Raw genomic sequence first — 13,592 nt, 5'->3', positions numbered from 1 at the left:
CGCCAACCCTCCCCGCCGCACCACCACGTCTTGCTCTCGTCGTCCGTTGATCCCTGCGCCCAGGAGGCCGATCGATTCCGTCCCCTTGCAGGTCCTGGAGGTCGTCCTGGCCGGGCTTCGACGGTTGGCGGTGGCCACGTGAGCGTGTTCTCCCCCGAACTGACCTCCCGCGAGGCCACAGTCCCTCTGGCCAGCTTCATCAAGCCCTTCCACGCCCACTACTTCTCCCGGACCGTGGGCACCCCATTCCGCAAACGCAAGTACGCCTTCGCCGGACTCCCCAGCCTCATGCCCCTGGTCCGCGCGTTCCTGGACACCAGCGCCGCCGAACGCAGCACGGACTACCGGTTCCTGTTCACCCTGCTCGGCTCGGAGCTGGCCAACAACGCCATCGCCCACTCGCTGTCGAGTGAGCACGGCCAGACCTACTCACTCACCGTCGACCGAGGCGCGAACGGCATGACCCTGACCTGCCAGGACCAGGGCACCCGGCACCCCATGAACCCCGGGCCCCTCACCGCCACCGAACTGGACACCCTCGACTCCACTACTGACCAAGGGAAAGGTCAGGGGATCGGGTTGGGGTTGGTCAACGCGTTGGCGGATCGGTGGGGGGACAACGGGAACCCGAAGTTCCGGCAGGTCTGGTTCCACCTCTCCTACGACCTCACCAATAACCCGTGGTCCCGGATCGAGGGAGAGCAGTGATGTTGGACGTGGACACCCGGGACCTGCTGGCTGTGGCCGAGGAGGCCCTGACCGCCCCGACTCATCTGACTCCGGCGCAGGTGGATGTGTGGCACAACCACACTCTGCGCAACCGCCTCCCCTTGGTCCTGGAGGCTCTGCGGATCGCGCGGGAGGAGAGCGATGGGGAACTGGCGGTCCGGTTGATCGACCAGGCCATCCACGACCACCCCGCACCCACCCGGGTACCCGGCAACCGGCCAGTAGTGGGCAAGGTTCCGAAGCAGAAGAACCCCCGACCGGAGTCGCTGCCGATCCCTGAGCACGTGCTCTGCGCGCTGCTGCACAAGCACTGGAACATGACCGTGGAGGGCCAGGTCCCCAACGAGACCTTCGTGGCCCGCCGCCCCCTCGGATGGTCCGGTGACGGCGACCCCTACGAGCGCATCACCGCACCTGACCGCACCGAACTCCTGAGGTTGCTCGCCCACCGGCACCTGGGTGTTCACAGGAGTGACCCGGAACCTCCGCCCGCTGCTTGAGAGGCCCCGAAGCCAGTCCATGAAAAAGCTCTGGCGGGTGCGACAACACCCCCAGAGCAGGCCGACAACAACCACCTGCTTAGAGAAAGCGATTGCCGACATGGCCATTGTGCCGCACACCCCTGCCCTCGACCACACGAACAGCCCTCCCGAGAACGCGCCCCGGTGGGAGTGCCGCGTTTACCCCGGACAGCTCTCCCAGATCAGCCGGGTCCGCGCGGACCTCGCCGTGGACCTCGACCGCATGACCAACCTTCCGGTCGAGGCTCGGGAGGAGGTGGTGTTGTGTCTGAGCGAGATGTTCGCCAACGCCTGCGAGCACTCCTGCTCCGGAGAAGACCCCGACGGCAGGGTGGTCCGCACCCTGGACCTGCCCCGGCCGGGCGCGGTGCGGGTCTCGATCATCGATGACGGCACCCGCACCAGCTCCACCACGGACACCGTTCCGAAGGTCCCGCGCAGGCGAACGCGCAAGGACTGGGACGAGGCTGAGCGCGGACGCGGCCTGCTCATCCTCGACCACCTCGCTACGCGGTGGGGGTTCCGGCCGGTGCTGGACTTCCCGTTCTGTGCCGGGCTGGGCACCGTGATCTGGGCCGAGTTCACCCACCCCACCCTGGTCTCTGGTGGGGTCACCTGTGGTGGTGTCCGATGAACCGGCCCCAGGTCAGGGAGGAGATCAGGTCGGTCCTGACCGCACCCCGAGGCCACCGCTTCCCCCGGACCAACACACGCTCACTTCGGCCAGGTGTCCCGGCCCTGGAATCAGCGTCGGCCTGGACCGAAACCCACCAAGACCGGCAGGAACGCCTGCTCCGTCAGATGGGCGACAACCCCCGGGTGGCGTACATGCTGCAACACGGGCCCCTCCCGCACTGGGTCACGGTGGCCCGCCACCACCGCGAAGAGAAGGCGAGGCAGGCCCAACTGGCGGAGGCCGCTTCCCACGCAGAGCCGGAACCCGCTCTGCCCCGGGGCCGCCACCGCGCGCCCCGCCCCTGGTGGGCATGGCCCGCCACAGCCATCAGCTCCACCCTGCTCCTGGGCCTCAACGCCCTGGACATCGTGGGCCAGAACCTCACCCACCAGATCAGCTTCCTGACCTAGCCGACACAGGACCGGGGCCCGGCGGCGAAGTCGCCGGGCCCCACCCATCCCGCAGCCGGTGAGCTCCATGAATTCGCGCTCTCCGGGGAGAGGGGTCCGCTCCGCTGGGCGCGCGGACCCTCTCCCTCTCACGCGTCAGCGTGATCACGAACGGGCGTGAACCAACGCCAGTGCTCAGCCGCCGCAGCACCCCGATGCCGACGCCGGGCTCGGAACCGGGCCCTGGGCGGACTGGGCCGGGTTCGGGACGTCCTCGGCCCTGCCGCGCTGGTCACTGTCGGCCTTCACCACGTACACCTCCCACGGCTCCCTGCCGGGGCCGTGCACCCAGACCTTGTCCTGGACCGCGTAGCAGCACGACGTGTCGTTCTCCTCGAACGTGGCCAGGCCCGCTTCCTTGAGGCGGTCGGTGGCGGCGTCGACCCGCGCTGAGTCCTCGACCTCCACCCCCAGGTGGTCCAGTCGGGTCTCCTGTCCGGGCTCGCCCTCGATGAGGACCAGCTTGAGCGGGGGCTCGGCGACGGCGAAGTTGGCGTACCCGGGGCGGCGCTTGGCGGGTTCGACGCCGAAGAGCTGCGTGTAGAAGACCACCGATGCTTCGAGGTCGGCGACGTTGAGGGCGAGCTGCACACGGGACACGGGGGACCTCCACAGGCCTTGTATCGAAATCCGTCGATGCAAGGTTGCGGGTTGTTTCGAAGTTTGTCAACATAGACGCATGTCGAATCAAGAGCGCACGGCCGATGCTCCCGCTTCGGTCCCCGGCACGGTCGCGGACTGCTGCCCCGGTCTGCTGACCACCCCGCTGGAGGAGGGCGAGGCTTCGGAACTCGCCAGGGTCTTCAAGGCCCTCGGTGACCCCGTGCGGCTCCGACTGCTGTCGATGATCGCCACCCCGGACGGCGGCGAGGTGTGCGTGTGCGACCTGACGCCCGCCTTCGACCTCTCCCAGCCCACCATCTCCCACCACCTCAAACTGCTGCGCGAGGCCGGACTCATCACCGCCGAGCGGCGCGGCACCTGGGTCTACTACCGGCTCGTGCCCGCCGCCACGGACCGCCTGGCCGCGGTCCTCACCCGCCGCACCGCGACGGCGGCCGGAGCGTGAGCGCCTCCGTCCAGCCGAGTACCGAGACGGGTGTGGTGCGCCTTCCGGTCCTGGACCGCTTCCTGACGGTGTGGATCCTGATCGCCATGGCCGCGGGCCTGGCCCTGGGCAGAACGGTCCCCGGTCTGGGGCAGGCCCTGGCCGGGATGGGCGTGGCCGGGGTGTCGGTGCCCATCGCCCTCGGACTGCTGGTGATGATGTACCCGCCGCTGGCCAAGGTCCGCTACGACCGCCTGGGAACGGTCACCGGCGACCGGCGCCTGCTCGTCACCTCGCTGGCGGTGAACTGGATCGTCGGTCCGGCGGTGATGTTCGCCCTGGCCTGGCTGTTCCTGGCCGACCTCCCCGAGTACCGCACCGGCCTGATCATCGTCGGACTCGCCCGCTGCATCGCGATGGTCATCATCTGGAACGACCTCGCCTGCGGCGACCGCGAGGCCGCCGCCGTCCTGGTCGCGCTCAACTCCGTGTTCCAGGTGGTCGCCTTCGGCGCGCTGGGCTGGTTCTACCTGGTGGCCCTGCCGGGGTGGCTGGGCTGGGAACAGGCCGCGCTGGAGGTGTCCTTCGTCGACATCTCCGTCTCCGTCCTGGTCTTCCTCGGCGTTCCGCTCCTCGCCGGATACCTCACCCGCCGCCTGGGCGAGCGGGCGCGCGGCCGCGACTGGTACGAGAACCGGCTGCTCCCGAAGCTGGGCCCGTGGGGGCTGTACGGGCTCCTGTTCACCATCGTGGCGCTGTTCGCCCTCCAAGGCGAGGCGATCACCTCCCAGCCCTGGGACGTGGTCCGTATCGCGGCCCCGCTGCTCGTGTACTTCGTGCTCATGTGGGCCGGGACCCTGATCCTGGGGCGCCTGCTGGGCTTCACCCACCCCCGATCGGTCACGCTGGCCTTCACGGCGGCGGGCAACAACTTCGAGCTGGCGATCGCCGTGGCCATCGCCTCCTTCGGGGCCGCCTCGGGGCAGGCCCTGGCGGGGGTGGTGGGGCCCCTCATCGAGGTTCCCGTCCTGATCGCCCTGGTCCACGTCGCGCTGTGGTCGCGACGGTTCTTCCCCCACGAGGAGGTGCGCGGTGTCCGGCGCTGAGATCCCGCAGGTGCTGTTCGTGTGCGTGCACAACGCCGGACGCTCCCAGATGGCCGCCGCCTTCCTCCAGCACCTGGGCGCGGGGAGGGTGCGGGTGCGGTCGGCCGGTTCGGCCCCCGCCGACACCGTCAACCCCGCCGTGGTGCGGGCCATGGCCGAGGTCGGCGTCGACATCGCCGCCAACGTGCCGAAGGTCCTCACCACGGACGCGGTCCGCGCTTCGGACGTGGTGATCACCATGGGCTGCGGAGACGCGTGTCCGTTCTTCCCGGGCAAGCGCTACCTGGACTGGAGCCTGCCCGACCCCGCCGGGCGGGGCGTGGAGGCGGTGCGGCCGATCCGTGACCGCGTCCGCGTCCTGGTGGAGGAGCTCCTGGAGGAACTGGACCCGCCCCGCCGGTGACACGGGGGAGACCATCCCCGTGGGGCGCGGATGAGGGGCGCAGCCAACCCTTCATATCTGGCGCTACGAAGGGTTGAGACCCCTCCCGTGTGGAACCACCGTTTCACCCAGCGGGGAACGTCACTCCGGTGAGCTCCTCCGAGACGGTCCACAGACGCTGCTGGGTGGCCTGGTCGTGGGAGTCGGGGCTGGAGGTGACCAGCTTGGGGTACCCCCGGATCTCGCCCCGGTTGCCGGGACCGTAGTACTGCCCGCCGAGCACGTCCGGGTCGGTGGCGGCCCGCAGTGTGGGCAGGGCGCCCATCTCTGGCCTCTGGGTGAGCACCGGCGCCAACCAGGTGACGGGCAGCCGAAGTGCGGCGGGTGTGTTGCGCAGGAGCTCGGTGTTGGACATGCCGGGGTGGGCGGCCACCGCGATCGTGGTGCCGTGCCGTTCGATCCGGCGCTGCAACTCGTACGTGAACATCAGGTTGGCGAGTTTGGCCTGGCCATAGGCGCCGACCCGGCTGTACGAGTTCTCCCACTGCAGGTCGTCGAAGTGGATGGCGGCGCGGATGCGGTGGCCGGTGCTGCTGACCGTCACGACGCGGGACCCGGGAACAGGCAGGAGCCGGTCCAGCAGCAGGCCGGTGAGGGCGAAGTGGCCGAGGTGGTTGGTGCCGAACTGCAGCTCGAAGCCGTCGGCGGTGGTCTGCTTCGGGGTGTACATCACGCCGGCGTTGTTGATCAGAAGGTCGATACGCGGATGGTTGGCACGTAGGTCGACCGCGGCGGAGCGGATCGAGTCCAGGGAGGCCAGGTCGAGGGCCTGGACGGTGACGTCGCCGGTGATGCGAGAGGCTGCCTGTCTGCCCTTCTCGACGTCTCGGACGGCCAGGACCACAGCCGCCCCGTGCTCGGCGAGCATCCGAGCGGTCTCGAAACCCAGCCCGGTGTTGGCTCCGGTCACGATCGCCACCCGGCCGTGCTGATCGGGGACGTGTTCCTCGGTCCAGTCGCCGCTCATGGCGCGCTCCTAAAAGACTGGTGGTCTATTATTGAGACCAACCTAAAGAACCGGTGGTCTGATGTCAAGAGACCGGCGGTCTTCAAGCTAGGTTGGGGGCATGACATTCCAGCGGGCGCGAAGCGAGGAGCAACGCCAGATCCGCCGCCGAGCGATCCTGGACACGGCGGCGGCGATGCTCGACGAGATGCCCGTGGCCGAGGTGAGCCTCAACGAGCTCAGCCGACGGGTGGGTCTGGCCAAGTCGAACGTCCTGCGGTACTTCGACTCGCGTGAGGCCGTGCTGCTCGAACTGCTGGACGATTTCCTGGGTGACTGGCTCGCCGAGCTGGCGGAGGAGCTGGCCGCGGGCATCGAGGCACACGCGGCACCAGAACTGCGGGCGGCCCAGCTGGCCGAGGTCCTCAGCCGGTCGCTGGCGAACCGGGGGGTGCTGTGCGACCTCTTCGGTGCGCAGGGCGGCGTCCTGGAGCACAACGTCTCGGTCGAGGTGGTCAAGCGGCACAAGCGATCCTCCCTCGCCAGGCTCGCGACCATGTCCGAGCTCGTGCGCCGCCACGTGCCCGAGCTCGGCGACGACGCTCAACTGTTCTGCCTGACGAGCCTCATCTCGGCTGGCGCCCTAGCGTCCTACACCCCACCGTCGCCCAGCCTCCTCGCCGCCTATGCGGACGAACCTGCCCTCGGTGCGCTCCACATGGAACTGCGTGATGCTCTACGCGTCGCCTTCACCTCGATGCTCCTGGGCGTGCTGCCGCGCTCCTAGGCCCTTCCACCCGCCACGAGGAAGGCGGATCGGACCAACCCGGTCCGTGGACTTCGCCCATGGGGCGGTCGACGCCCCGAAGGGCGTCAGGCGACGGAGTCCCGTTTCCACGAGAGTCCGCAGCAGGTAGCGCGGGCCGTGGCTTCCACCCGGCGAGGAAGGCCACGGCCCGAACCTCGTCAGCCACCCTGGACACAGCCGGAAGGCACACGGAGAAGGAAGCCATCTCCGAGCGTCGTACCCCCGCGCTACCCTCCACGCCATGCTCGTGGACTCGATCACCCTCCAAGCCGACGATCCCCCCACCCTGGCCCGCTTCTGGTCGGAGGCCCTGAGGGTGCCGATCGTGCGGGGAGAGCCCGCCGGGCTGCTGCTCGCGACTCCGGGCGTGCCGCTACGCCTCATCCCGGCCCCCTCCACCTCTCGGTCGGAACCGGCCATCACGCGGCTGCACCTCGACCTCAGCGGCGGGAGCGACCACCGCTCCTGGGCCCGAACCCTGTGCTCACTGGGCGCCTCCCCCCGCGACGTGGGGCAGGGCGACGTGCCGTGGGAGGTGCTGGCCGACGTCGAGGGAAACCTCTTCTGTGTGATGCCCGGCGATCGCTACGAGGAGGCCGGACCCGGACTGGGATCACTGCCCGTGGACTCCGCGCGCCCTCGGGCCGACCGGGACTTCTGGGCGCGGATCACCGGCTGGACACCCACCGAGAAGGGCCACCCGGAGCTGCGGCCCCCGCACGGCCCCGGCATCCGCCTGGCGTTCTGCGACGAGCTCGGACCCAAGCCCGCGAACGAACCGAACCTCATGGGCCCGGCCCTGCGTCTCGAAGAGCACGAACGCGAGACCGACGCCCTGGAACTGTTGGTGCACGCGGGCGCGGTTCGTGTGGAAACCGAGGACGAGGCCCCCTGGCACCTGCTGGCCGACCCTTCGGGAAACGAGTTCAGACTTCTGAAACCACTGCGCTGAGTTCTCGTGCTCGGCCCTGATCGGGGCGGGCAGGAGTGAATACCGGCCATGCCGTATTCGGCCTGATGGGTGATGTGTTTCGGGGACAGCGCTCGAACGAAGGGGCCGATGTTGTCCGTGTCCGATTCTCGCGAGGAGGTGGTCGAACCGCGCAAACCACCGAGCCCCGGAGGGCATCCCACGGGGTGACATCCCCCCGACCCTGGAGCCCCCATGGCCTACACGTCCTCCGGCGAGAGCAGTCCCGGAACCGCCCTCGCCGTCGCCATCCTCACGCTCGTGTGCTGCAACCTGATCGGCGGCGTCGTCGGTATCGCCTTCGCGGCGGTGGCCATGGGCAAGGAGGACGAGGAGGAGCGGGCCCGCTTCACCGGCTACGCCTGGACGGCGATCGTCATCGGCCTCGTGCTGAGCGGGCTGGGCATCCTCCTGATCCTCTGAACCGGCACGGCGACAACCCGTACACACGGCGAGGGGCCGTACCGGTGCCGGTACGGCCCCTCGCCGTCGCTCAGGCCGGTTGGTCCGCCCCGCCGGTCGTCACGGACAGCCGGTCCAGGGAGTCGTCCACGTCCACCCGGATGGTGTCCCCCTCGGTCAACTCACCCGAGAGCAGCTCACGGGCGAGCGGGTCACCGATGCTGGACTGCACCAGACGGCGCAGTGGCCGGGCACCGTAGTTCGGGTCGTAACCGGTCAGGGCCAACCACTCGCGGGCCGCCGGGGTGACGCTCAGGGTCAGCTGACGGTCGGCCAGACGCCGAGCCAGCTTGTCCACCTGGAGGTCGACGATCCGGGTCAGGTCCTCGGTGGAGAGCGCGTCGAACATGATCACGTCGTCCAGCCGGTTGAGGAACTCCGGCTTGAACGTGGCCCGCACGACGTCCATCACGCGTTCCCTGCGCGTGGCCTCCTCCAACGACTGGTCCACCAGGAACGGGGAACCGAGGTTGGAGGTGAGGATGAGGATGGTGTTGCGGAAGTCCACCTGGCGTCCCTGGCCGTCCGTGAGCCTTCCGTCGTCCAGCACCTGGAGCAGGGTGTCGAACACCTCCAGGTGCGCCTTCTCCACCTCGTCCAGCAGCACCACCGTGTACGGGCGACGCCGCACCGCCTCGGTGAGCTGGCCGCCCTCCTCGTAACCCACGTACCCGGGAGGCGCGCCCACCAGCCGCGACACCGAGTGCTTCTCCGAGTACTCGCTCATGTCGATGCGCACGATCGCGCGCTCGTCGTCGAACAGGAACTCGGCCAGCGCCTTGGCCAGCTCGGTCTTGCCCACACCGGTCGGACCGAGGAACAGGAACGACCCCGTGGGACGGTCCGGGTCCGAGATCCCCGCGCGGGCGCGGCGCACCGCGTCGGACACCGCCTGGACGGCGTCCCTCTGCCCGATCAGCCGCTGTCCCAGCTCGTCCTCCATGCGCAGCAGCTTGGAGGTCTCCCCCTCCATGAGCCGACCCACGGGGATGCCGGTCCAGGAGGAGACGACGTCCGCGATCTCGTCGGCGCCCACCTCGTCCTTGACCATGGTGTCCCCGGCGGTCTCCTCGGCCCTCTCCTCGGCCTTGGACGCCTCCTCGACCTGCTTCTCCAGCTGCGGGATCTCCCCGTACATCAGCCGGGACGCCTCCTCGAAGCGGCCCTCGCGCTCGGCCAGCTCCGCCTTCGTACGCATCTCGTCCAGCTGGCCCTTGAGGTCACCGACCCGGTTCAGCCCCGCCTTCTCCTGCTCCCAGCGCGCCACCAGGCCGTTGAGGTGCTCCTGGCGGTCCGCGAGGTCGGCGCGCAGCCGCTCCAGCCGCTGCTGACTCGCGGGGTCGGACTCCTTGTCGAGCGCCATCTCCTCCATCTTGAGGCGGTCCACCGTGCGGCGCAGCTCGTCGATCTCCACCGGGCTGGAGTCGATCTCCATGCGCAGCCGGGACGCCGCCTCGTCGATGAGGTCGATCGCCTTGTCGGGCAGGAACCGCGCGGTGATGTAGCGGTCGGACAGCGTCGCGGCGGCCACCAGCGCGGAGTCCGAGATCTGCACCTTGTGGTGCGCCTCGTAGCGTCCCTTGAGGCCGCGCAGGATCGCGATGGTGTCCGCGGCAGACGGCTCGCCCACCATCACCTGCTGGAAGCGGCGCTCCAGCGCGGGGTCCTTCTCGATCTTCTCCCGGTACTCGTCCAGGGTGGTCGCGCCCACCATGCGCAGCTCGCCCCGGGCCAGCATCGGCTTGAGCATGTTGCCCGCGTCCATGGCGCCCTCGGCCGCGCCCGCCCCCACCATGGTGTGGAGCTCGTCGATGAACGTGATGACCTGGCCCTCGGACTCCTTGATCTCCGAGAGCACCGCCTTCAGCCGCTCCTCGAACTCGCCCCGGTACTTGGCGCCCGCCACCATCGCGGACAGGTCGAGGCTGATCAGGCGCTTGCCGAGCAGCGACTGCGGCACGTCACCCGCCACGATGCGCTGGGCCAGCCCCTCGACCACGGCGGTCTTGCCCACGCCGGGCTCACCGATGAGCACCGGGTTGTTCTTGGTGCGTCGGCTCAGGACCTGGATCACCCGGCGGATCTCGCCGTCCCGGCCGATGACCGGGTCCACCTTGCCCTCGCGGGCGCGCTCGGTGAGGTCCACACCGAACTTCTCCAGCGACTGGTAGGTGTCCTCCGGGTTCTCCGAGGTGACCTTCCCGGTGCCGCGCACCCGCTCGAAGGCCTCCAGCAGCGTCTCCGGGGCGGCACCGGCCTCGTTGAGCAGCCGGGCCGCCTCACCGCCGTCGGTGGCCAGGCCGACCAGCAGGTGCTCCGTGGAGACGTACTCGTCCTCCATCTGCTGCGCGCGCTGGGCGGCGGTGTTGATGGAGACGATGAGCTGGCGCGAGGAGGACGGCGAACTGACCGTCGATCCGGCCGCCTTGGGCAGGGCGCTGATCGCGGCCTCGACCTTGTCCTTGAGCTGGTCGGGGTTGGCGCCGACCTCCTTGAGCAGCGGACGGGTGATGCCCTCCGCCTGGTCGAGCAGGGCGTTCAGCAGGTGCAGCGGTTCGGTCTGCGGGCTGCCGTCGGCGGTGGCCTCGCGGATCGCGGCGGCCAGGGCCTCCTGGCTCTTCCGCGTGAGCTTGTAGTTCATGTCCGGTTACCCCTTCCACAGAATCTGTTACTCAGAGTGATCATGCGAGGGCGCCTGAGACCGTTCCCCGAACGGTGGCCCCCGGGTCCGTCAGCCCCGGCCCGGACCGCCCCGGCCGGGCTCGTCCCGACCGGTCCGACCGCCGGGACCACCCGGCCCGCCGGCCTGACCACCCTGGCCACCCGGCCCCCCGGAGCCCTGGCCGCCCGTCGGGCCGCCCTGCCCCTGACCACCGGAACCGCCCTGGCCCCCCGGCCCCTGTCCACCGGGGCCGGGCTGGCCGCCGCCCTGACGGCCCTGGTCGGGGTCCTCGGGCTCGGCGGTGTTGAAGATCGTGACGCGGGTGCGGCGCACCAGCTCCCCGCGCACCGGCCCGCCCTCGGGACGGGCCGGACGGCCCCGCCGGGACACCGCCCGGCGGGCCGCCTCAAGCTCGTTGGCCAGGTGGAACGCCTGCTCGCGCAGCTGCTCCACCTCGTGCTGCAACTCCAGGATCCGCTTGATCCCGGCGAGGTTGATGCCCTCCTCCTGCGACAGGCGCTGCACCTCGCGCAGCGTCCGCACGTCGCGCATGGAGTAGCGACGGCCCCGACCGGACGTGCGGCCCGGAGAGACGATCCCGAGCCGGTCGTACTGCCGCAGCGTCTGCGGATGCATCCCGGCCAGCTCAGCGGCCACCGAGATCACGTAGACCGGTGCGTCGGCGCCGAAGGCAGGATCGTTCACGTTGTTCACGCGCCCTTCGCCCGCGCTTCGAGCCCGTCGCGCGGGTCGTAGTCGGAGGTGGCCGCGCGGAACTTCTCCAGGGCCTCGCGGGCGTCGCCGTTGAGCGTCCTGGGCACGTCCACCTCGAAGGTGACGAGCATGTTGCCCGCGGTGCCGTCCTTACGGGTGGCGCCCTTGCCGCGGACCCGCAGCGTGTGCCCGTTCTGGGTACCCGGCGGCACCTTCACGGTCACCGGGAAGCCGCTGAGCGTGGGCACCCGGACCTCGGCGCCCAGCGCCGCCTCGGGGAAGGTCACCGGAACCGTGATGGTGACGTTGTCGCCGCTCCTGCCGAACACCGGGTGTCCCTTCACGTGGACGACGACGTAGAGGTCACCGTTGGGGCCGCCGTGCTCGCCGGGAGCGCCCTTGCCCTTGATACGAATGCGCTGGCCGTCGCTGACCCCGGCCGGAATGCGGGTCTGGATGGTGCGGGTGCTCTTGCCGCGTCCGCTGCCGGTGCAGGTCGGGCAGGGGTCGTCGACCACCAGGCCGCGTCCCTTGCACTCGCTGCACGGCTCGGACAGCGAGAAGCCGCCCAGGTTGGTGCTGTCGTGCCCGGTGCCGCTGCACTTGGGGCACATACGCGGGGCCGTGCCGGCGCGCGCTCCCGTGCCCTTGCAGGTGGGGCACGGGGCCTCGCTGCTCAGCTGGAACGAACGGGTCACCCCGTCCGCGGCCTCGCGGAAGCTCAGTGTGGTCTCGGTCTCGATGTCGGATCCGCGCCTGCTGCGGGTGGCGGTGCCGCCCCGCCCGCGGTTGCCGAACAGTCCGCCGAAGAGGTCGCTCAGGCGTTCCCCGCCCGCGGCCCCGCCTCCGCCGGTGCTCTGACCGAAGATGTCGCTCATGTCGAACCCGCCGGGACCGGCGCCGCCCGGCCGGTACGACCCGCCGAACATGGAGCGCGCCTCGTCGTACTCCTTACGGCGCTTCTCGTCCGAGAGGACGTTGTACGCCTCGGAGATCTCCTTGAAGCGGTCCTCGGCCCGGGGGTCGTCGGTGTTCGCGTCCGGGTGGTTCTCCCGGGCCAGCTTGCGGTAGGACGACTTGATCTCGTCCTTGGAGGCCGTCTTTGAGACTCCCAGGACCTTGTAGTAGTCCTTCTCCAGGTAGTCCTTGGTGCTCATCGACTGGTGCCTTCTCCCGCTGGTGCCGGTTGCGTCCGATGTTTCCACGTGGCCCCGTACCGCTGGGGTGCCGGGGGCGACCCGGAGCCGTGACCGACGTTCTCACGTCGGCCACGGCCGGGTCACGTCCGCCCCGGGCCTTGCGCTGTCGCGTCGGCCCGGGTCGGGCTACTGCTTGTCCTCGCCCTTCTCGGCGGTGGAGTCGTCGGCGTCCGAGGACGTGTCGGCGGACTCGTCGTCCCCCGCGCCCTCCATCGGCTCACCGACCACCACGCGGGCGGGGCGCAGAACCCGCTCACCCATGCGGTACCCAGGCTGGAACACCTCGATCACCGTCTGGACGGAGATGTTCGGAACCGGAACCAGGGTGAGCGCCTCGTGGACGTTCGGGTCGAACTCGTCGCCCTGCTCGGCGTAGCGCTCCAGGCCCAGCTTGGTGGCCGTGGCCTCCAGGGCCTCACCCACCGCCTTGAACCCGCCGTTGAGCTCCTCGTGCTCACGGGCCCGACCGATGTCGTCCAGGATCGGCAGGAGTTCACCGACGACCTGGGCGGTGGCCGTCTCGCGGACGGCCACGCGGTCGCGCTCGACACGCTTGCGGTAGTTGGCGTACTCCGCCTGCACCCGCTTGATGTCGTTGGTGAGCTCGATGACCCGCTCGTCCGCGTTGATCGCCTCGGTCACCACGGACTCCGGGGTGTCCGGAACCTCGGGGACGTCGTCGATCTCGACCTCCACGACCTCGGGCTCCTCCTCGGAGGCCGCGGCCTCCTCGGCCGACCCGCCCTCGGGCGTGCGGACCTCGCCGGTCTCGGGGTCGATCCTGCGGTTGTCGCGGATCACCGGACCCTGGTCCTCGTCACCCGTCTCCGGGTTGTTCTTGTCCGACGGAGCCATGTCCG

15 protein-coding genes and 1 pseudogene are annotated in these 13,592 nt (G+C 70.0%); 10 read left to right on the top strand and 6 right to left on the bottom strand.

Going from position 1 to position 13,592, the window contains the following annotated elements; genetic code table 11:
- Positions 1–138: 138 nt before the first annotated feature.
- From ACFW3L_RS09360 to ACFW3L_RS09345, 4 genes are all read left to right on the top strand, one after another.
- The gene (locus ACFW3L_RS09360; RefSeq protein ID WP_378738182.1) at positions 139–708 is read left to right on the top strand and encodes an ATP-binding protein; all 570 of its coding nucleotides are present in this window, start codon (positions 139–141) and stop codon (positions 706–708) included.
- Positions 708–1,229 carry a hypothetical protein gene (locus ACFW3L_RS09355; protein WP_378738180.1) on the top strand — a complete coding sequence of 174 codons (522 nt, stop codon included), beginning with the start codon at positions 708–710 and terminating at the stop codon, positions 1,227–1,229. The genes ACFW3L_RS09360 and ACFW3L_RS09355 overlap by 1 nt, the downstream gene beginning before the upstream one ends.
- Before the next feature lie 100 nt (positions 1,230–1,329).
- Positions 1,330–1,884, top strand: a complete 555-nt coding sequence (locus ACFW3L_RS09350; RefSeq protein WP_378738178.1) for an ATP-binding protein — start codon at positions 1,330–1,332, stop codon at positions 1,882–1,884.
- 167 nt (positions 1,885–2,051) lie between these two features.
- Positions 2,052–2,336, top strand: a complete 285-nt coding sequence (locus tag ACFW3L_RS09345; protein WP_378738176.1) for a hypothetical protein — start codon at positions 2,052–2,054, stop codon at positions 2,334–2,336.
- Positions 2,337–2,510: 174 nt separating this feature from the next.
- Here ACFW3L_RS09345 and ACFW3L_RS09340 read toward each other — a convergent pair whose 3' ends face one another.
- Positions 2,511–2,975 carry an ArsI/CadI family heavy metal resistance metalloenzyme gene (locus ACFW3L_RS09340; protein ID WP_378738174.1) on the bottom strand — a complete coding sequence of 155 codons (465 nt, stop codon included), beginning with the start codon at positions 2,973–2,975 and terminating at the stop codon, positions 2,511–2,513.
- A 79-nt stretch (positions 2,976–3,054) separates the two neighbouring features.
- Between ACFW3L_RS09340 and ACFW3L_RS09335 the strand changes: the two genes are divergently transcribed.
- The 3 genes from ACFW3L_RS09335 to ACFW3L_RS09325 are packed head-to-tail and all read left to right on the top strand — an operon-like array spanning position 3,055 to position 4,932.
- The gene (locus tag ACFW3L_RS09335) at positions 3,055–3,444 is read left to right on the top strand and encodes an ArsR/SmtB family transcription factor (RefSeq protein ID WP_378738172.1); all 390 of its coding nucleotides are present in this window, start codon (positions 3,055–3,057) and stop codon (positions 3,442–3,444) included.
- Positions 3,441–4,529, top strand: a complete 1,089-nt coding sequence (arsB, locus tag ACFW3L_RS09330) for an ACR3 family arsenite efflux transporter (protein WP_378738170.1) — start codon at positions 3,441–3,443, stop codon at positions 4,527–4,529. The genes ACFW3L_RS09335 and arsB overlap by 4 nt, the downstream gene beginning before the upstream one ends.
- On the top strand, positions 4,516–4,932 hold the full coding sequence (locus ACFW3L_RS09325; RefSeq protein ID WP_378738168.1) for an arsenate reductase ArsC: 417 nt from the start codon (positions 4,516–4,518) through the stop codon (positions 4,930–4,932). Before arsB ends, ACFW3L_RS09325 begins: the two co-directional genes overlap by 14 nt.
- 103 nt (positions 4,933–5,035) lie before the next feature.
- On the opposite strand, the gene ACFW3L_RS09320 is transcribed toward ACFW3L_RS09325, so the two are convergent.
- Positions 5,036–5,938 carry an SDR family NAD(P)-dependent oxidoreductase gene (locus ACFW3L_RS09320; RefSeq protein WP_378738166.1) on the bottom strand — a complete coding sequence of 301 codons (903 nt, stop codon included), beginning with the start codon at positions 5,936–5,938 and terminating at the stop codon, positions 5,036–5,038.
- Positions 5,939–6,038: 100 nt separating this feature from the next.
- Here ACFW3L_RS09320 and ACFW3L_RS09315 point away from each other — a divergent pair, with 100 nt between their 5' ends.
- The 3 genes from ACFW3L_RS09315 (at position 6,039) to ACFW3L_RS09305 (ending at position 8,118) form a co-directional block, all read left to right on the top strand.
- Entirely contained in the window at positions 6,039–6,704 is a 666-nt protein-coding gene (locus tag ACFW3L_RS09315; protein WP_017544282.1) for a TetR/AcrR family transcriptional regulator, read from the top strand.
- A gap of 262 nt (positions 6,705–6,966) precedes the next feature.
- The gene (locus ACFW3L_RS09310; protein ID WP_378738164.1) at positions 6,967–7,677 is read left to right on the top strand and encodes a VOC family protein; all 711 of its coding nucleotides are present in this window, start codon (positions 6,967–6,969) and stop codon (positions 7,675–7,677) included.
- A 213-nt stretch (positions 7,678–7,890) separates the two neighbouring features.
- Entirely contained in the window at positions 7,891–8,118 is a 228-nt protein-coding gene (locus ACFW3L_RS09305; RefSeq protein WP_017544280.1) for a hypothetical protein, read from the top strand.
- A gap of 70 nt (positions 8,119–8,188) precedes the next feature.
- Here the strand turns inward: ACFW3L_RS09305 and clpB are convergent, their stop codons facing one another.
- The 4 genes and pseudogenes from clpB to grpE form a co-directional block, all read right to left on the bottom strand.
- Complete coding sequence (clpB, locus tag ACFW3L_RS09300; protein WP_378738161.1) at positions 8,189–10,798, bottom strand: ATP-dependent chaperone ClpB; 2,610 nt, start codon at positions 10,796–10,798, stop codon at positions 8,189–8,191.
- Between the two features lie 237 nt (positions 10,799–11,035).
- Positions 11,036–11,533: pseudogene (locus tag ACFW3L_RS09295) on the bottom strand (heat shock protein transcriptional repressor HspR); the annotation flags it as partial.
- Positions 11,530–12,690, bottom strand: a complete 1,161-nt coding sequence (gene dnaJ / locus ACFW3L_RS09290; protein WP_378738158.1) for a molecular chaperone DnaJ — start codon at positions 12,688–12,690, stop codon at positions 11,530–11,532. The gene dnaJ and the pseudogene ACFW3L_RS09295, both read right to left, overlap by 4 nt.
- Before the next feature lie 168 nt (positions 12,691–12,858).
- Positions 12,859–13,587 carry a nucleotide exchange factor GrpE gene (grpE, locus tag ACFW3L_RS09285; protein ID WP_378738156.1) on the bottom strand — a complete coding sequence of 243 codons (729 nt, stop codon included), beginning with the start codon at positions 13,585–13,587 and terminating at the stop codon, positions 12,859–12,861.
- Between the last annotated feature and the right edge of the window lie 5 nt (positions 13,588–13,592).

The sequence above is a fragment of the Nocardiopsis sp. NPDC058789 genome (assembly GCF_042745575.1).
GTDB classification, from domain to species: Bacteria; Actinomycetota; Actinomycetes; order Streptosporangiales; family Streptosporangiaceae; genus Nocardiopsis; species Nocardiopsis eucommiae.
The sequence above is the reverse complement of the archived record's forward strand: the minus strand, read 5'-3'. Positions and strand labels throughout refer to the sequence as shown.